Genomic DNA, 17,061 nt, shown 5'->3' on the forward strand with positions numbered 1-17,061 from the left:
GCGGCACGGATGGTCCGCTCCCAGCGCTGGAAGGGCGCCGCCTTCACGGTGCCCTTCCAGCTAGGTTTCGTCTTCCTCTACCTCGTCCCGATCGGGTACGCCGTCCACCAGTCGCTGTACCGCTCCCAGTCCTCCGGCCTCGGTCTCGGCGGCACCACGGACCGGTTCGCCGGTCTCGCCAACTACCGCGCGGGCCTCACGGACCCGGCGTTCCTCGACTCCGTGCTCCGCGTGCTCCTCTTCGCGTGCGTACAGATCCCGGTGATGCTGCTGGTCAGCCTGCTCCTGGCGCTCTTCCTGGACGCGCTGGCGTCCCGGGCGGCGGGCCGCTTCCGGGTGCTGCTCCTTGTGCCGTACATGATCCCCGGCGTGGTCGCGGCGATCGTCTGGATCAACCTCTACAGCCCCGACGTCGGTCCCCTCACCCCCCTGGGCAAGGTCTTCGGCCTCGACTGGAACTTCTTCTCCCCGTCGATGGTGTGGCCGTCCATCGGCAACCTGCTCACCTGGCACGGCATCGGCTACAACATGGTGATCATCTACGCGGCCCTGCAGGGCGTCCCGCGCGAACTCTTCGAGGCGGCACGGCTGGACGGCGCCTCGGAACGCCGTATCGCGCTGAGCATCAAGGTGCCCTACGTCCGGGGCGCGCTGGTCCTCACCGGCATGCTGTCGATCATCCAGATGCTCCAGATCTTCAACGAGCCGGCCCTGTTCCGCAACGTCACACCCCAGACGGTGAGCGACAGCTTCACCCCGATCATGGTGATCTACAACCAGGCCTTCAACGCGGGCAACTACCACTACGCGGCGGCCCTTTCGGTCCTGCTGGCCCTGATCCTCGGCATCGCCTCCTTCCTCTTCTACCGGCTCACCGCGAAGGAGACCGACTGATGGCGCTCACCGAGGAACGCACGAGCACCCACCACGTCCGGCGCATCGGCAAGCCCGACCCCGCGGCCCGTTCACGAGGCGGCCAGCGCTTCCTCCTCGTCGGCCTGGCCCTGGCCGGCGCGTACAGCCTCTTCCCGGTCTGGTGGCTGATCGTCGCCGCGACGAAGGACCGCACCGCCCTGTACCAGAGCAACGGCCTCTGGTTCTCCGGCTGGCATCTCTGGGCCAATCTGCGCCAGCTCTTCACCTACGAGAACGGCATCTTCCTGCGCTGGACCGCCAACTCCTTCCTCTACGCCGGAGTCGGCTCCCTCGGCGGCACCCTGATCGCCCTCGCCACCGGCTACGGCCTGGCCCGCTTCCAGTTCCCCGGCCGCGACCTCGTCTTCGCCTGCGTGGTCGGCTCCTTCCTGATCCCGATCGCCCTGCTCACCCTGCCGCTGTACCTGCTGTTCTCCGAGATCGGCCTGGTGGACACCCCCTGGGCCATGCTGATCCCCTGCCTGATCAACCCGTTCAGCGTCTACCTGGCGAAGGTGTACACCGAGGCGACGGTCCCGTACGAACTCCTCGAAGCGGCCCGCATAGACGGCGCCGGCGAGCTGCGCATCTTCTTCTCGATCGTCCTGCGCATGATGACGACGGGCGGTGCGACGGTCTTCCTCCTGGCCTTCGTCAACACCTGGAACGCCTTCTTCCTGCCTCTCACGGTCCTGCGCGGCGAGGAGAACTGGACCCTCAACCTCGGCCTGTACAACTGGTCCGGCAAGCGCCTGGAATCCGGCGTCGACCTGACCAGCCTGGTCCTGACCGGCGCCCTGCTCTCCATCGTCCCGATGGCCGTCATGATGATCGCGATGCGCCGCTACTGGCGGACCGGTGTCACCCTGGGAGCCCTCAAGTGACCGTGCTCCACAACCCGGTGATCCGCGGCTTCGCCCCCGACCCCTCGCTGGTCCGCGTCGGCGACTGGTACTACCTGGCGACCAGTTCCTTCGAGTGGTTCCCGACGATCCCGATCCACCGCTCCCGCGACCTGGCCCACTGGGAGTACGCGGGCCAGGTCGAGGGCGCGGCGCCCGGCGACTCCCTCGCGGGCGTCCCCGACTCGGGCGGCATCTGGGCCCCGTCGCTCAGCTGGGACGGCGAACGCCTCTGGGTGACCTACGCGATCGTCCGCTCGGTCGGCACCCCGTACTTCGACCTGGACACCTACGTCAGTACGGCCCCGGACGTCTCCGGCCCGTGGACTCCCCCGCGCCGCGTCCCGAGCCACGGTTTCGACCCCGCCCTCTTCCACGAGAACGGCCGCCTCTGGCTCCTCAACCTCCAGAACGACCACCGCCCCGGCGGCCGCCGCTTCGCCGGCATCACCGCCACGCAGCTGGACCGGGAGACACTCACGGCCGTCGGCCCGCCCCGACTCCTGCTCCAGCACGACCGGTTGATCGAGGGCCCGAAGCTGCTGAAGCGGGACGGCTGGTACGTCCTGGTCCTCGCGGAGGGCGGAACGGGGTTCGAGCACGGGGTACGGGTGGCGCGCAGCAGAAACCTGACCGGCCCGTACGAACTCGACGAACGCCCGCTGCTCACGTCGAGGGACGACCCCGACTGGCCCTTGCAGAAGGCGGGGCACGCGGAGTTGGTCCAAACCCCGCAGGGCGACTGGTACCTGAGTCACCTGACGGCACGCCCGCTACGAACCCCGGAGGGCCCGAGGTGCCCCCTCGGCCGCGAGACCGCGATCCAGGCGGTGACCTGGGACACGGAGGGCTGGCCGAGACTCCGCCACGGAGACACCAGACCGGCGGTGACGGTCAAGGTGCCTGCCGGGCAACGCCCTGCTTCTAGGGGCGCGGGGCTGCATTCGATATGCGGCTGCCGCCGCGTGGGCGCGACCAGTCCCCACCCACCCGCAGACAACCACACACCGCCCTACTACACCCTCCGCTCCCCCATCGCCCCCTCCTGGATCGACCCCACCACCCGCCCCGGCTGGCTCCGCCTCCGCGGCCACCACGGCCCCGACTCCCTCTGGTCCCACCACCTCCTCGCCCGCCGCATCACCGAACACCGCACCGAAGCCCGGGTCACCCTCCAGGCGACCCCCACCACCTTCACCCAGGCCGCCGGCCTCCTCCTCTGGTACAACACCTCGGCCTACTACGCCCTGGACCTCACCTGGACGGAACCGGAGGGAGAGCCCCAGCACGGCCAGCAATGGGGGAGCACCGGCCGGACCGTTCTCACCCTGACCGCACGCGACGAGAACGGAACCCACCGCCTGGCCGAGACGGAAGTCGACACGGCCACCCCCCTCACCCTCGGCGTCACCATCGACCGCGCGGACGCCCGGTTCTGGCACCTCACCGGCGGCACCCGCTCCCCCGTCGGCCCGCCCCTCGACTTCTCCCGCCTCTCCGACGACCACGGCCCCCGCCTCCGTTTCACCGGCGCAATGGCCGCGATTCACGTCGTAGACCTCGTCGACGCCTCTTTCACCGCGGATTTCACGGATTTCCAAGTCATCTGCACCCCCGACTGATCCGCCCGCCTCTGTTCGAAGTTTCGAAAGTCCCGCCGCCAGTGATCCCGCGAATTCCCAGGTCTTCACGCCGTGTTGACGCGCACCTATCGTAGGAAGCGCTTACTGCACGGCTTGCGCACAGACCGCGGAAGCAGCGTTGGTCGCAACTTTCGTTACTTTCGTTGGCCCAAGGGCGGGCCGGAGAGGCGGGTTCCCCATGGTCCGTGCGGGAGGTACGAGCGTGGCGGCGGCCGGTCCGACGCTGGCGGTGGTGGCCCGCGAAGCGGGTGTCTCCGTGCCGACCGCGTCGAAGGTGGTGAACGGCCGTGAGGACGTGGCCCCCGAGACCCGCCGCCGGGTCACCGAGGCCCTGGAACGGCTCGGTTACGTCCGCAGGCCGCGTTTCGACGCGGCGAAGGCGCCCGCCCTGATCGACCTGGTCGTGCACTCCCTGGACAGCTCGTGGTCGGGCGCGGTGCTGCACGGGGTGGAGGAGGCGGCGCACGAGGCAGGCCTGGAGGTCGTCGTGTCGGCGGGGCTGACCCGGACCCGGACGGGCGGTCCGGAGCGGGGCTGGCTGGACAAGCTCACCGCGCGGGGGTCCTCCGGGGTGCTGTTCAACCTGGCCGAGCTGACCCAGGCGCAGTACGCCTGGCTGGACCACCACCGCATCCCGTACGTGCTGATCGACCCCGTCCACGAGCCCCCGGCCGGTGTGGTCTCCGTCGGGGCGGCGAACTGGCAGGGCGGGGTCACCGCGACCGAGCACCTGCTCGCCCTCGGCCATGAGCGGATCGCGGTGATCGCCGGCAACCGGCGCCGGATGTGCAGCGGTGCCCGGGTGGCCGGCTACCGCTCGGCGCTCGCCTCGGCCGGGCTGCGGCACCGCGCCGAGTACGTCCGGCACGCGGGCTTCGACGAGGGCACGGCCCGGCACCGTATGCACGAGCTGCTCGATCTGCCGGAGCCGCCGACCGCGGTGTTCGTCTGCTCGGACCGGATGGCGCTCGGGGCGTACGCGGCGCTGGCCGAACGCGGGCTGCGGGTGCCGCACGACATCAGTGTGGTCGGTTTCGACGATCTGCCCGAGGCCCGCTGGGGCACCCCGGCGCTGACGACGGTCCGCCAGCCGCTGTCCGAGATGGCGGCGACCGCGCTGCGGCTGCTGGTGCGGCTGATGCACGGGGACCGTCCGGAGGGCACCCGGACGGAGTTGTCGACGCGGCTGGTGGAACGGGCGAGCACGGCTCCGCCGCCCGCTCGTTCGGCCCTACGCGGGTGACCGCGCTTCCCTCAAGATCGTTTACCGGGCATGAAACTCACCCTGCGCACGGTGGCCGCCTGCGCGCTCGCCGCGGCCGCCCTGACGACGACGGCCCTGGGCACCGCCCACGCCACGACCCGCACCATCGCCCCGTCCCGGCAGCACGCCACGGTGGCCGCGCCGCTCGACGAGCACGACCCGAAGGAGGACGTGGAACTGGACGAGAACGGCCGCCCGGACCTGAACGAGGACTGAGCGCGCGCAGCCCCGCGCCCGTCATGGGCGCGGGGCTGTGCCGGCGGGTCGCTCAGTCGTCGTCGTCCTGGCGCGGCTCGCCGAGCAGCGCCTGGATCGCGTCCACGGCGCTGCCGTCGTGGTCGCTGCCGGCGTCGCCTCTCCCGGTCTGGACGTTCGCCGTGCGGTCCACCTCCAGGATGGAGTCCGCGTGGGAGTTGTCGATCACGGTGATCAGACTGCCGGCCGCGTGGACGGGTGCCGCGGCCGCGCCGAGGAGCGCCGCCGTGACGGCCGCGGCGGTCCGCAGCCGTGTCACACGCCCACGCCCTCGGGCTCGTCGAGCCGTTCGCGGGCGATGTTGCGCTCCAGCAGGGTCGTGGACGCCTTGACGCCGACCCCGCTCGCCGCGTCCACCTCGGGCAGCCTGCCGTCGGCGGCCTTCAGGTCGCCGAGCGCCGAGTTCATCGCCTCGTGCGCCGCGAACAGACACGGCGTGGAGTAGATCGCGACGTCGACGCCGAGGTCGTCCAGTTCGGTCAGCGAGAGCCTCGGCGACTTGCCGCCGGCGATCTGGTTGAACAGCAGCGGCTTGTCGCCGACGACCTTGCGGATGCGGCGGATCCACTCCTCGCTGCGCACCCCGTCGACGAGGATCACGTCGGCGTCGGTGGCGGCGAGCCGCTCCGCGCGGTGCAGGATGTCGTGCTCGTCGGTGGCGTCCGTACGGGCCACGACGACCAGGTCGTTGCGGGTCTCCAGGACCTTCTCCAGCTTGTCCAGATACTCCTCCAGGGGCAGTACCTGTTTGCCGTCGGCGTGCCCGCAGCGGCGCGGCCGCTTCTGGTCCTCCAGGATCACCCCGGAGGCGCCGATCCGTTCCAGGCCCTCCACGACATGGCAGGCGACCTCTGGGTCGACGTACCCGTCGTCGATGTCGACGAGCAGATGGTGGTGCGGGAACGCGCCCCGCAGCCGCTGGACGAAGGCCACCATGTCGGGCCAGGCGATGAATCCGATGTCCGGCAGGCCGTAGTACGAGGCGGCGAATCCGAAGCCGGAGACGAACATCCCGTCGTAGTGCTTGGCCGCGATCGACGCCGAGTACATGTCGTACACGCCGATCAGCGGGGTGGTTCCCGGCCCGGCGATCTGCTCGCGCAGCTTCTTCCCGTAAGTCAAGGTCCGGCTCCTCCTGTGGGTGGGTGGCGCGAAGGCACGAGCGGCCTCCGCGTCTCGACAGCCCTTTGCCAAGACAAGAGCATCTCTAGATACGCACGTGACTATCTCCGTGCGCGACCTTTACTCACCCCAATGGCCGAGCGGGTTCACCGGAGAAACGTCACTGGCCGGGCCGTGCGGCCCAGGTGATGCCCCCGTGCAGATGGGCCAGGAAGGCCGGATCCCGGTAGGCCTCCGGGGCGTGCCCGAGAGCCGTGTAGAACACCCGTCCGGCCCCCTGCTCACGGCACCAGGCCAGCGGGTGGTCGTCCCCCATGCCACCACCGTCGTACGACGACTCGTCGGCGCTCAGCAGCACCCGCGCCCGGCCGCGCGGGCTGTCGCGGAAGTCGTACCACTCGTCGGTGAAGTCCCAGACGGCGGGCAGGTGCCGGGTCGCCGGATGGCCGTCGTCCTCGACCAGCGCTTTGCCTGGCTGGTACTCCGGGTGGCGGTCGAAGCGGGCGCCGAGGAGTTCGCCGTAGTACGGCCAGTCGTACTCGGTGCAGGCCGCCGCGTGCACGCCGGCGAAGCCGCCGCCCGCCTCCACGTAGGCGGCCAGCCGCGCGCGCCCGGCCGGGGTCAGGATCTCGCCGCTGGTGGAGAGGAAGACGACGGCCGCGTATCCGTCCAGCGGCTGTTCGAGGGCGGCCGGATCCTCCGTGGCGTCGACCTCGAAATCGCCGAACTCCCGTACGGCGGCGATGCCGTCCGGGATGGAGTCGTGGCGGTAGCCGGTGGTGCGGGTGTGCAGGAGCAGTCGAAGGGCCATGACCGCATGGTCGCCCAGGGACCGCCGCGGCTCAAAGGCCGGGTGTGGGCACGCTGTTGTCGGGCACGCCGTCCCCGCCCGGGGACAGGTCGCCGCGCTGCACCGGAACGTCGTCGGTGAAGGCCGGGTCGGGCGTCGGCAGCAGGGTGTCGAGTTCGGCGGCGGTGGGGCGGTGGACCGCGCGCAGCGCCTTCTTCAGCACGGTGCCGGAGACGCCGCCCTCGCCTTCGAGCCACACCACGCAGTCCTTCTCGGTCACCTCGTACTGGTACCGGCCGGCGTAGCGCGCGTGGTCGGTGTAGAGGTGGATGACGGCACCGGTGCGGTCCGCGTAGGAGGCGGAGAAGCCTTCGTCGCCCTGGACGCCGACGGACTGCTGGGCGAGGGTGAAGCCGGCGGCCTCGGTGACGTACACCATCTTCGGGTTGATGCCCAACGCCGCTGCCTTGGAGGCGAGTTCGCCGGGATCGGCGGGCGCACCGGAGTCGCCGGCGCCTGCCTTCTGCGTTCCGCAGCCGGTGAGCAGGGCGGCGGCGAGGAGCAGGGGCGGCAGGACGCGCACGGCACGGATCATGCGCCCATCGTGCCGCACAGGCGTTCCACAGACACCGGGTTTTCCGGCCGCCGCGCCGCCTGTACGGACGCCCGCCCGTCCCTTCGCCGTCGACGGACTCACCACCGCCCGGACGGTGACCTGGGCGATCAGTCCGCCGGACCTGGACGCGGCGGTCAGGGGCGGCGGCGCGGGTGGGCGACTACGGCCCCGGCACCCCGCAGCCGATGAGCCGCCGCCGGCCTCCGGTCCGCCCGTCACCCCGCTGCTCGCGCTGGCCGCCACCGCCCCCCGCCCTGACCTCGGGGCCGGTGGCGCTCCCCTTCACCGCCGGCACCCCGAACCGAGGCGTGTCCGATTCGTTCAAGACCGGCGGCGGGCTCTCCGCCTACGGTGACGCCATGACTCCGCGATTCGCCGTGATCGGCCTCGTCACCTCCGACCTGGCCGCGTCCCTCGCCTTCTACCGCCGCCTCGGCCTGGCCTTCCCGCCCGACGCCGAGGAACAGCCGCACGTCGAGGCCGAGTTGCCCGGCGGCCTCACCCTCGCCATCGACACCGAGGAGACGATCCGCTCCTTCCACCCGGCCTGGCAGCCGCCCGCCGGCGGGGGCCGCGTGTCGCTCGCCTTCCGCTGCGGTTCGCCCGCCGAGGTGGACACCGTGTACGAGGACCTGGTCGGCGCCGGACACCACGGCGAGCTCAAGCCCTGGGACGCCTTCTGGGGCCAGCGCTACGCGACGGTGCACGACCCCGACGGCAACGGCGTCGACCTGTTCGCCCCGCTACCGAAGTAGCCCGGTCAGCGGCGCTCCCGCCAGGTCCCGCACCTCGCGGGAGAGATGGGCCTGATCCGCGTACCCGGCCCGGACGGCCGTCTCCGCGAGCGGCACCCCGGCCCTGGCGAGCGCGAGCGCCCGCTGCATCCGGAGCACCCGGGCGAGCGTCTTGGGTCCGTACCCGAAGGACACCAGGGACCGGCGGTGCAACTGCCGGGCGCCGATGCCGAGTTCGTCGGCGGTGGCCGCCACCGCACGCCCCGCGTCCAGCGCCTCGACGAGCCGTGACAGCAACGGGTCGCGGGGCACGGCCCGGTCGAGCGCGATCTGTTCGAGCGCGGCGCCGGGATCGTCGGCGCCGTCGACGCGGGCGGTCAGCCGCCGTACGGCGGAGGCCGCCCACAGGTCGCTCAACTCGACCCGCCGGTCGCGGAGTTCGTGAGCCGGGACCCCGAGGAAATCGGGCGCGGCCCCCGGCGGGAAGCGCAGGCCCGTCCACACACCCGTGCCGCCCTCCGTGACAAAGGCATGTGTGTCGGGCCCGGCGACCAGCAGCCGCCCCTCGTTCCAGAGCAGGTCCATGCACCCGTCGGGCAGCACCCGCCCCGGCCCGGCGCCGGACGGATCATTCGTCCAGACGACCGCACCGGCGAGCCGAGAAGCCCGTTCCCTGTACACACACGCCAGCGTAGACGCGCCCCGTCAGGGGCGCGGGGAACTGCGCGAGCACCCCCCACGACCGTCAGCCGCCGACGCACCCCTACCCCGCCCGATGCTCCTGCGGACTCACCCCGTACACCCTCTTGAACGCGCTCGACAGCGCGAACGCGCTCCCGTACCCGACCCGCCGCGCGATCGTCTCCAGTGTGTCGTCGGTGTCCCGCAGCGCGTCCGCCGCCAGGGCCAGCCGCCAGCCGGTCAGGTACGTCATCGGCGGCTCGCCCACCAGTTCGGTGAACCGCCGGGCCAGGGCCGCCCGCGACACGCCCGCCTTGGCCGCGAGGGCGGCGACCGTCCAGGGGTGGGCGGGGTCGTCCTGGAGCAGCCGCAGCACCCGGCCGACCACCGGGTCCGCCAGCGCCCGGTACCAGCCGGGCGCCTCCCCCTCCGGCCGGGCGAACCACGCCCGCAGCGCGGCGATGACCAGTAGGTCGAGGAGCCGGTCGAGGACCACCTCCTGGCCCGGCTCGTCGCGGACGATCTCCGCCATCAGCAGCGGGGTGAGCGGGCACTCCCAGACGTCGGCGGTGAGCGTCAGCAGCGGCGGCAGCGCGTCCAGCAGCCGTCCGCTGATCTCGCCCCGCATCAGATACGTGCCGATGAACACCACCGTGCCGCCGTCCAGGCTGCCGCCCCAGGTGCGGACGCCCAGGTCCATGGAGCCGTTCAGCGGCCGCCCGTCCGGAGAGGCGCACTCCGCGCCGGGCAGGATCAGCGCCTGCGGGACCGTACCGGGATCGTCGGCGCAGGTGTACGGGTCGGGGCCGCGCGCGATGGCGAGGTCGCCGGCCCGCAGCCGTACCGGGTCCCCGGTGTCGGGCAGGATCCAGGCGTCGCCGCGGACCATGAGCATCACGGTGAGCGGGGCGCGGTCCTCGACCCGCACGCCCCACGGCGGGTCGAAACAGGCACGGATCATGAAGGCGCCCCGGGCGCGGGGGCCCTCCAGCAAGCCCGCGAGAGCGTCCATGGGGCCAGCGTAGACGCGCGCTTATGGGAACGAGCCGTTCGGCGATGGGCGGTGGTCGCGGTACGGCGGTTGACTGGCTGACATGACCTCCAAGGCGCGGGACACGCGGGACATGACGGTGGTGGTGACCGGTGCGACCGGTCGTACGGGGAGCCGGGTCGCCGACGCGGCGCGGGCGGCGGGACTGACCGTGCGGCCGGCCTCGCGGGCGCAGGGCTTCGACTGGCGGGACCGGTCGACGTGGGCGGAGACGCTGCGCGGCGCGGACGCCGCGTACCTGGTGTTCCCCACGGACGTCGGCTCACCGGAGGCGACCCGCGCGGTGGGACTGCTGGCCCACGAGGCGGTCGCGCTCGGGGTGCGGCGGCTGGTGCTGCTCTCCTCCCGGGGCGAGGAGCGGGCGCGGCCGACGGAGGAGGCGCTGCGCGAGTCGGGGGCGGACTGGACGGTCGTACGGGCCGCGTGGTTCGCGCAGAACTTCAGCGAGGGTCCGCTGGTGGCGGAGTTGCGGGAGAGCGGGGAGCTGGTGTTCCCGGGCGGCGCGGTGCGGGAGCCGTTCATCGACCTGCGGGATGTCGCGGAGGTGGTGGTGGCGGCTCTGACGGACGGCGAGCGGTACGCCGGCCGGGCGCTGACCGTCTCGGGGCCGCGGCTGCTCACCTTCGGCGAGGCGGTCGCGGAGATCGCGGCGGCCACCGGGCGGGAGCTGTCCTACCGGGCGGTGACGGCACGTGAGTACGGCGCGAACCTCGCCGCCTTCGGGGTGCCGGAGCCGGAGGTCGAGTTCCTGGTGGAGCTGTTCGAGTCCCTGCTGGACGGCCGGAACGCGTATCTCTCGGACGGGGTGCGGGAGGTGCTGGGCCGGGAGCCCCGGGACTTCGGGGACTTCGTCCGGGAGACGGCGGCGACGGGCGTGTGGAAGCCCTGACCGCTCAGCGGCTCTCCGGCTTGGGCTTGTGCGGCGGGTGGCTGCTCTTCACATGGGTGCGCAGCCGGGCCGTGACGTCCTCGGGGGGCAGGAAGCGGGACCAGCGCTCCGGGAACTCGGAGGGCATGTCGGGGTCGTCGGGGTCGGGGTCCACCTCGCGGGCCGCGGCGGCGCGGGCGACGTACTCGGCGACCTGGACCTCGCGCAGCCGCTCGTTGGCGGCGCGGGCCGCGGCGGTCGCGGCGGCCGGCCAGACCCGGTCGATCGCGGCGTTCACCGCGGCGCCGACCAGCACGGCGAAGGCCGACACACCGATCCACAGGAGCACGGCGACGGACGCGGCGAGCGAGCCGTAGATCGTCGCGCCCTCGATGGTGTTGGTCAGGTAGATGCGCAGCAGGAAGCTGCCGAGGACCCACATGCCCAGGGCGACCAGAGCGCCGGGCACGTCCTCGATCCACGGTGAGCGGACCGGTACGGAGACGTGGTACAGCGTGGTCAGGAAGACGATGGACAGGACGATCACGACCGGCCAGTACAGGACCTGGACGAGCGTCTCCGACCAGGGCACGATCCCGACCACCGCGTCCGGTCCCGCCACCATCAGCGGCAGCGCCACCGAGCCGATCAGCAGCGCGGCGATGAAGAGCAGGAAGGAGACGATCCGGGTCTTCACGATGCCCCGGACGCCGTCGAGGCCGTACATCACGGTGATGGTGTCGATGAAGACGTTCACCGCGCGGGAGCCCGACCACAGGGCGAACAGGAAGCCGATGGAGATGACGTCGGGGCGGCCGCCCTTCATCACGTCGTGCAGGATCGGCTCCGCGATCTCCTTCACGCCCTTGTCGGACAGGACGGTGCGGGAGGCCTCCAGGAGGTTGCTCTCCAGGCTGGCGATGGTGTCGGCGCCGGTCCAGTCGTCGACGTAGCCGAGCAGTCCGATGAGGCTGAGCAGCAGCGGCGGGACCGACAGCAGGGTGAAGAAGGCGGCCTCGGCGGCCAGGCCGAGGATGCGGTACTCCATGCAGGAGTTGACGGTGTCCTTGAGCAGCAGCCAGGCCGTCCGGCGCTTGGAGACGTTCCGGTAGAGGGCTCTGGCCCGATGGAGCCGGCCGGAGGGCGGCTCGGGGGTATCGCTTGCTGGCTGCACGCCCTAACGGTATCCGCCGTCCGGGGCGCTACTCATCTTCCGGGGCCCTGATCGTGATCTTCCGCGAACAGCGGATCACGCGACGCGGCCGGCGGTGCCGCTGTGTCAGGCTGGAGACCACCGCCGTCGCCCCGGGTAGGTTCGCAGACATGGCAGGCACCACCACCCACACCGTGACCAACCAGCCTCCCCCGCTCGTCGGATACGACCTCTTCGGCGCCGACCACGCCCTCGTCGAGGCCGTCGGGCGGCACACCGCCCCCGAACTGCTGGACGAGGTGCGCGCCGAGTTGTCGGGGATCGGCGTCTCGGCCGGTTCGGCGCAGGTGCAGGAGTGGGCGGCGCAGGCGAACGAGCACCCGCCGCGGCTGCGCACCCACGATCGCTACGGGCACCGGATCGACGAGGCCGAGTTCCATCCGGCCTGGCACCGGCTGCTCGGCAAGGGTGTGGGCGCGGGCCTGACCACGGGCTGGGTACGGCCGTCCGGGCACGTCCGGCGGGCGGCCGCCTTCCTGGTCTGGACCCAGGCCGAGGCCGGCACCTGCTGCCCGCTGTCGATGACGAACGCGGCGGTGCCCGTGCTGCGCACCGACCCCGAGCTGGCCGCCGTGTGGGAGCCGCTGCTGACGTCCGTGATCTACGACCGTGAGCTGCGGCCCGCCGCCCGGAAGGCCGGCGCCCTCTTCGGCATGGGCATGACGGAGAAGCAGGGCGGCAGCGACGTACGCGCGAACACGACCGCCGCGGTGCCGCTCGCCGAGTCCGGGACGTACGCCCTCACCGGACACAAGTGGTTCTGCTCGGCACCGATGTCGGACGGCTTCCTGGTGCTGGCCCAGGCGCCCGCCGGGCTCACCTGCTTCCTCGTCCCCCGGGTGCTGGCGGACGGCACCCGCAACGTCTTCCGCCTGCAGCGGCTCAAGGACAAGCTCGGCAACCGGTCGAACGCGTCGAGCGAGGTCGAGTTCGACGGGACCTGGGCGCGGCGGGTGGGTGAGGAGGGGCGCGGGGTGCCCACCATCATCGAGATGGTCGCCGCGACCCGGCTGGACTGCGTGCTCGGCTCGGCGGGCCTGATGCGGCAGGCGGTGGCCCAGGCCGTGCACCACGCCACCCATCGCGAGGCGTTCGGCGGCCGGCTGGCCGACAAGCCGCTGATGCGCAACGTACTGGCCGACCTCGCGATCGAGTCGGAGGCCGCGACCACCCTCGCGCTCCGGCTGGCCGCCGCCTACGACGACGGCAGCGAGGCCGAACGGGCGTTCCTGCGACTGGCGTTGCCCGCCGCCAAGTACTGGGTGACCAAGCGCTGTGCTCCGCTGACCGTCGAGGCCGCCGAATGCCTCGGCGGCAACGGCTACGTGGAGGAGTCGGGCCTGCCCCGGCTGGTCCGCGAGTCCCCGCTCAACTCGGTCTGGGAGGGTGCCGGGAACATCCAGGCCCTCGACGTCCTGCGCGCCCTGCACCGCGAACCCGGCGCCCTCGACGCCTACCTCCAGGAGATCGGCCGCGCCCACGGCGCCGACCACCGCCTCGACCGCGCCGTCAAGGACCTCTTCTCCGAACTCGCCGACCTGGAGGGCATGGAGGCACGGGCCAGACGCCTCGTGGAACGCCTGGCAACGGTCCTCCAGGGCTCCCTGCTGGTCCGCTTCGCCCCGCCCGAGGTCGCCGACGCCTTCTGCGCCTCCCGCCTGGGCAACGACTGGGGCTCCACTTTCGGCACGCTGCCCTCAAGCCTGGACCTGACCGCCGTAGTGGATCGAGCAAGGGCACTCTGACCCACCTAGGGGCGCGGGGCTGTATTGGATCTGCGGCTACCGCCGCGTGGGCGCGACCAGCCGCACACAACCGTCAGCCGCCGACGCACCGCCACCACGCACGCTCTTCCGCGCACGGCCAACGCGCCGCAGGCAGGGGTGGTGCTGCGCCGACACGGCACCACCCCCGCCCCCTCGGCCCATATCAGGCCACTGACGCCGTGGCGTCGGTTCAATTTTCGGCCACCCCCGGCTCGTTCACCAGGGTTGCAAGGGGTTGCAACATCTCGGTGTCTGTGTGCGGACTGTGTGCCTCCGGCATCGGAAAACGGCAGTATGAGACACGGAGCCGGACCGGAAACCGCCGCCCGGACGGCTTGACAGCGACTCATCGATGCCTTTTTCGAGGCGTATCCGGGAGGACCTCCGTGGGGAACCCGCCGATGGACGTGGCGCGACTCGCCGCGAAGAACGCGGCACAGGCGGCGCGGGTACTGAGCGAGGTGCGCGAGGCCAGACTCGCCGGGAACCGTGGGCGGGTCCCGCCGCGGCCCGTGATCGAACAGTCCTGGGGGCGGATGCTGCGCAGCGGTGTCGACCCCGACCACGACTTCCGCACCGGGCTGCTGTCCGCCGACGAAGTCCGGCGCAGGCGTGAGGAGTCACCGCTCAGGGACGTACTGCCGGTGCTGCGCGAGGGGTTGCTTTCGGTCGCGGACGTCGCCCAGCACATCATGGTGGTGGCGGACGCCGACGGCCGGGTGCTGTGGCGGGAGGGTTCCTCGCCGGTGCTGCGCAAGGCGGACGGGCTGGGCTTCGAACTCGGCGCCGACTGGCGCGAAGACGTCGTCGGCACCAACGGGGTCGGCACCCCGGCGGTGGTGCGCCGGCCCGTGCAGGTCTTCGCCGCCGAGCACTTCGTCCGCTCGCACGCCTCGTGGACCTGCTCCGGCGCCCCGATCACCGACCCCCGGGACGGCGCCCTGCTCGGTGTGGTGGACGTCAGCGGCCCGCTGGAGACCATGCATCCGGCCACCCTGGCCTGGGTGAACTCGGTGGCCAAGCTCGCCGAGGCGCGGTTGCGGGAGCTGCATCTGGACACGCTGGAGCGGCTGCGGGCGGTCGCCGCGCCGGTGCTGGCCCGCCTGGGCGGGCGGGCCCTGGTGGTGGACGCCGACGGCTGGACGGCGGCGGTGACCGGGATGCCGTGTCCGCGGCGGCTCGCACTGCCCAAGTCCCTGTCGCCGGGCCGCCGCCTGCTGCCCTCGCTCGGACTGTGCGCGGTGGAGCCGCTGGCCGGGGGCTGGCTGCTGCGGGCGGTGGACGAGCCGGTGCCGGTGGGCGGGGGCCGGCTCGTGCTGGACCTGACCCGGCCGCGCCGGTCCTCGGTGACGGTCGGCGGCGGCGCGGGCTCCTGGTCGCGCGAACTGAGTCCGCGGCACGCCGAGTTGCTGTACCTGCTGGCGGTGCGGCGCGCCGGGCGCAGTGCGGCCGGGCTGGCCGAGGACGTGTTCGGGGACGCCTCACGGACCGTGACCGTGCGGGCCGAGATGTCCAGGATCCGGCGGTATCTCGGGGCGTTGCTCGAACACCGGCCGTACCGCTTCCGGGAGGACGCGGAGATCGAGGTGCTGTTCCCGGACGACCCGCGCGACCTGCTGCCGTACTCGACCGCCCCGGCGGTGACGGCGGGCCGGACACCGGGCCGGCGGCCTGGATGAGCGTCGCCTTACCCTGGGCTTATTTAACGCATCCGGTGCATCAAGGGAGGTATCTTCCGCATATTTACGGGGTCTTCGAGGTACGGCGGCCCGGACTGCCGTAGCATCCCGGTACGGGCCTCCCCACCTGCTCCTCGGTCAACGTACGGACCATCAGGCGCAGTTGGCCCGCCTCGGGAGGAGACATGAAGCATCGCGGCAGACACCGGCGACGCAGGCGGGGCGCGGCACTGCGCGCCGCCCTGGCCGGGACCGCACTCGCGCTCACCGCGACTGCCACGATCGTCAGCGCCTCGCAGGCCACGGTCGCAGACAACCCCGGCGCACTGAAGCCGCTGGTCTCCACGACCGACAGCGCGCGGCTGCAGTTGCAGGAGCACCTCGTACCGCGCCGCTCGCTGGACCGGCTGGCCACCGCGATGGGCGGCACGATCGGGGTCGCCGACGTCCTGGCCACCGCCGACCACACCCTGCGCGAGGCGGCCGACTGCGACTCCGACGACCGGGACTCGCTGCCGGTCACCCCGGCGGCCGGCGAGGCGTACTGCTGGGACCCGGCCGACACCCTCACCGACGACTGGCGGCCGGCGTCGGTGACCACCTCCTCCGACGCCGACGACGACGGCCTGTGGGGCGCCAACCGGGTCGTCCTGGCCGGCTGGACGCACAGCACCGACACCGGCCCCGCCGCCTCCCGGGGCCTGGCCCGGGTCGCCGTGATCAACACGAACGACCCGGCGCACCCCTCCTACTCCTGGGTCCTGCTGACCGTGCCCAGCGCCGACGGCAGCACCTACCGGGGCCTGGCCTCGCAGATCTCCGGCATGGCCTGGTACGAGGACAAGCTCCTGGTCACCACCGTCCAGGGCAGCACCGACGCGCTCTACGTGTACGACCTGAACCGCATCCAGCGGACCTCGGTGCTGGCCGACGCGATCGGCCGGGTGCGGGGCGGCTGGTCGGCCGACGGCTTCCGGTACGTGATGCCCGCCGTGGGCTCGTACAGCTTCACCGCCGGAGCCTGCTCCGCGAGCGGCGCGCCCTGTCCGAGCGCGCTCTCCGTGGACCGGGGGACGGCCCCGGACAGTCTGGTCCTCGGCGAGTGGACCTCCGCGGACAGCGACCGGCCGGCCCGGCTGTGGCGGTACGCGTTCGACGAGGCCCCGCAGCGGGACGGTCTGCTCGCCACGGACACCTTCGGCCGGGCCGACGCCGTCGAGGCGTACCGGACCGGGGCCTCCGAGATCCGGGGCGTGCTGTCGTACCGCCCGCCGGGCGCGACCGACTCCCTGTGGTATGTCGGCCACCTCCCCGGTGCCATGGACGGGCACGGCGGCCTGTGGCGGCAGGACACGAAGGGCGCGCAGGCGGCGCGCTGCGGCTCGGACGACTCGCACCGCTGCTGGGCCGAGGGCACCGGCTCGCTCTCCTACGCCCCGGACACGGGCGAGGTGTGGTCGGTCACAGACCGCATGCTGTTCTCGGTGCCGCTGCGCTCGATCGACGCGTCGCTCGGATAACAGCCGTCGACACGTCCGGGGCCGGGATGATTGCCTGGCCCC

Annotated in this window: 17 protein-coding genes; 10 read left to right on the top strand and 7 right to left on the bottom strand. The window is 72.3% G+C overall.

What is annotated here, in order from left to right:
- The first annotated feature begins 9 nt into the window (after positions 1-9).
- From ACIPSJ_RS34435 to ACIPSJ_RS34455, 5 genes are all read left to right on the top strand, one after another.
- Complete coding sequence (locus tag ACIPSJ_RS34435) at positions 10-894, top strand: sugar ABC transporter permease (RefSeq protein WP_359219098.1); 885 nt, start codon at positions 10-12, stop codon at positions 892-894.
- On the top strand, positions 894-1,799 hold the full coding sequence (locus ACIPSJ_RS34440; RefSeq protein WP_359219096.1) for a carbohydrate ABC transporter permease: 906 nt from the start codon (positions 894-896) through the stop codon (positions 1,797-1,799). Before ACIPSJ_RS34435 ends, ACIPSJ_RS34440 begins: the two co-directional genes overlap by 1 nt.
- On the top strand, positions 1,796-3,439 hold the full coding sequence (locus tag ACIPSJ_RS34445) for a family 43 glycosylhydrolase (protein ID WP_401351649.1): 1,644 nt from the start codon (positions 1,796-1,798) through the stop codon (positions 3,437-3,439). The genes ACIPSJ_RS34440 and ACIPSJ_RS34445 overlap by 4 nt, the downstream gene beginning before the upstream one ends.
- Positions 3,440-3,638: 199 nt before the next feature.
- A complete protein-coding gene (locus ACIPSJ_RS34450) occupies positions 3,639-4,703 on the top strand; it encodes a substrate-binding domain-containing protein (protein WP_359219092.1) in 1,065 nt (354 codons plus the stop codon).
- Positions 4,704-4,733: 30 nt separating this feature from the next.
- Positions 4,734-4,940 (top strand): hypothetical protein, encoded by a 207-nt coding sequence (locus ACIPSJ_RS34455; RefSeq protein WP_359219090.1) that lies wholly within the window; start codon positions 4,734-4,736, stop codon positions 4,938-4,940.
- 52 nt (positions 4,941-4,992) lie between these two features.
- Here ACIPSJ_RS34455 and ACIPSJ_RS34460 read toward each other — a convergent pair whose 3' ends face one another.
- The 4 genes from ACIPSJ_RS34460 to ACIPSJ_RS34475 all read right to left on the bottom strand — a co-directional run bounded on the left by ACIPSJ_RS34460 (position 4,993) and on the right by ACIPSJ_RS34475 (position 7,486).
- The gene (locus ACIPSJ_RS34460; RefSeq protein WP_401351650.1) at positions 4,993-5,238 is read right to left on the bottom strand and encodes a hypothetical protein; all 246 of its coding nucleotides are present in this window, start codon (positions 5,236-5,238) and stop codon (positions 4,993-4,995) included.
- A complete protein-coding gene (locus ACIPSJ_RS34465; RefSeq protein ID WP_359219086.1) occupies positions 5,235-6,101 on the bottom strand; it encodes an isocitrate lyase/PEP mutase family protein in 867 nt (288 codons plus the stop codon). Before ACIPSJ_RS34465 ends, ACIPSJ_RS34460 begins: the two co-directional genes overlap by 4 nt.
- Positions 6,102-6,261: 160 nt before the next feature.
- Positions 6,262-6,912 carry a ThuA domain-containing protein gene (locus tag ACIPSJ_RS34470; protein ID WP_359219084.1) on the bottom strand — a complete coding sequence of 217 codons (651 nt, stop codon included), beginning with the start codon at positions 6,910-6,912 and terminating at the stop codon, positions 6,262-6,264.
- A 31-nt stretch (positions 6,913-6,943) separates the two neighbouring features.
- The gene (locus ACIPSJ_RS34475; RefSeq protein ID WP_401351652.1) at positions 6,944-7,486 is read right to left on the bottom strand and encodes a membrane lipoprotein; all 543 of its coding nucleotides are present in this window, start codon (positions 7,484-7,486) and stop codon (positions 6,944-6,946) included.
- A 380-nt stretch (positions 7,487-7,866) separates the two neighbouring features.
- Here ACIPSJ_RS34475 and ACIPSJ_RS34480 point away from each other — a divergent pair, with 380 nt between their 5' ends.
- A complete protein-coding gene (locus ACIPSJ_RS34480; RefSeq protein ID WP_359219254.1) occupies positions 7,867-8,262 on the top strand; it encodes a VOC family protein in 396 nt (131 codons plus the stop codon).
- On the opposite strand, the gene ACIPSJ_RS34485 is transcribed toward ACIPSJ_RS34480, so the two are convergent.
- Both ACIPSJ_RS34485 and ACIPSJ_RS34490 read right to left on the bottom strand, forming a co-directional pair.
- Positions 8,251-8,922, bottom strand: coding sequence for a helix-turn-helix domain-containing protein (locus ACIPSJ_RS34485; RefSeq protein ID WP_401351654.1), 672 nt, complete (start codon positions 8,920-8,922; stop codon positions 8,251-8,253). The two genes, ACIPSJ_RS34480 and ACIPSJ_RS34485, sit on opposite strands and share 12 nt — an antisense overlap.
- Positions 8,923-9,004: 82 nt before the next feature.
- Complete coding sequence (locus ACIPSJ_RS34490) at positions 9,005-9,934, bottom strand: AraC family transcriptional regulator (RefSeq protein ID WP_359219078.1); 930 nt, start codon at positions 9,932-9,934, stop codon at positions 9,005-9,007.
- A gap of 82 nt (positions 9,935-10,016) precedes the next feature.
- Between ACIPSJ_RS34490 and ACIPSJ_RS34495 the strand changes: the two genes are divergently transcribed.
- On the top strand, positions 10,017-10,862 hold the full coding sequence (locus ACIPSJ_RS34495; RefSeq protein ID WP_401351656.1) for an NAD(P)H-binding protein: 846 nt from the start codon (positions 10,017-10,019) through the stop codon (positions 10,860-10,862).
- Between the two features lie 4 nt (positions 10,863-10,866).
- Here ACIPSJ_RS34495 and ACIPSJ_RS34500 read toward each other — a convergent pair whose 3' ends face one another.
- Positions 10,867-12,015, bottom strand: a complete 1,149-nt coding sequence (locus ACIPSJ_RS34500) for a YihY/virulence factor BrkB family protein (RefSeq protein ID WP_359219074.1) — start codon at positions 12,013-12,015, stop codon at positions 10,867-10,869.
- A 149-nt stretch (positions 12,016-12,164) separates the two neighbouring features.
- On the opposite strand from ACIPSJ_RS34500, the gene ACIPSJ_RS34505 reads away from it, so the two are divergent.
- From ACIPSJ_RS34505 to ACIPSJ_RS34515, 3 genes are all read left to right on the top strand, one after another.
- Positions 12,165-13,799, top strand: coding sequence for an acyl-CoA dehydrogenase family protein (locus tag ACIPSJ_RS34505; RefSeq protein ID WP_401351658.1), 1,635 nt, complete (start codon positions 12,165-12,167; stop codon positions 13,797-13,799).
- 422 nt (positions 13,800-14,221) lie between these two features.
- Positions 14,222-15,499: a GAF domain-containing protein gene (locus ACIPSJ_RS34510; RefSeq protein WP_359219070.1), complete on the top strand. Its 1,278-nt coding sequence runs from the start codon at positions 14,222-14,224 to the stop codon at positions 15,497-15,499.
- Positions 15,500-15,684: 185 nt separating this feature from the next.
- Positions 15,685-17,019, top strand: coding sequence for a hypothetical protein (locus tag ACIPSJ_RS34515; protein WP_359219068.1), 1,335 nt, complete (start codon positions 15,685-15,687; stop codon positions 17,017-17,019).
- Positions 17,020-17,061 lie beyond the last annotated feature (42 nt).

Source organism: Streptomyces sp. NPDC090088, assembly GCF_044747345.1.
Lineage (GTDB): Bacteria > Actinomycetota > Actinomycetes > Streptomycetales > Streptomycetaceae > Streptomyces.

Bases quoted from the DNA above. Each gene is read 5' to 3' on its own strand.
- ACIPSJ_RS34435 (WP_359219098.1), top strand. From the start codon at position 10: ATGGTCCGCTCCCAGCGCTGGAAGGGCGCCGCCTTCACGGTGCCCTTC.
- ACIPSJ_RS34440 (WP_359219096.1), top strand. From the start codon at position 894: ATGGCGCTCACCGAGGAACGCACGAGCACCCACCACGTCCGGCGCATC.
- ACIPSJ_RS34450 (WP_359219092.1), top strand. From the start codon at position 3,639: ATGGTCCGTGCGGGAGGTACGAGCGTGGCGGCGGCCGGTCCGACGCTG.
- ACIPSJ_RS34455 (WP_359219090.1), top strand. From the start codon at position 4,734: ATGAAACTCACCCTGCGCACGGTGGCCGCCTGCGCGCTCGCCGCGGCC.
- ACIPSJ_RS34470 (WP_359219084.1), bottom strand. From the start codon at position 6,912: ATGGCCCTTCGACTGCTCCTGCACACCCGCACCACCGGCTACCGCCAC.
- ACIPSJ_RS34475 (WP_401351652.1), bottom strand. From the start codon at position 7,486: ATGATCCGTGCCGTGCGCGTCCTGCCGCCCCTGCTCCTCGCCGCCGCC.
- ACIPSJ_RS34480 (WP_359219254.1), top strand. From the start codon at position 7,867: ATGACTCCGCGATTCGCCGTGATCGGCCTCGTCACCTCCGACCTGGCC.
- ACIPSJ_RS34490 (WP_359219078.1), bottom strand. From the start codon at position 9,934: ATGGACGCTCTCGCGGGCTTGCTGGAGGGCCCCCGCGCCCGGGGCGCC.
- ACIPSJ_RS34495 (WP_401351656.1), top strand. From the start codon at position 10,017: ATGACCTCCAAGGCGCGGGACACGCGGGACATGACGGTGGTGGTGACC.
- ACIPSJ_RS34505 (WP_401351658.1), top strand. From the start codon at position 12,165: ATGGCAGGCACCACCACCCACACCGTGACCAACCAGCCTCCCCCGCTC.
- ACIPSJ_RS34510 (WP_359219070.1), top strand. From the start codon at position 14,222: ATGGACGTGGCGCGACTCGCCGCGAAGAACGCGGCACAGGCGGCGCGG.
- ACIPSJ_RS34515 (WP_359219068.1), top strand. From the start codon at position 15,685: ATGAAGCATCGCGGCAGACACCGGCGACGCAGGCGGGGCGCGGCACTG.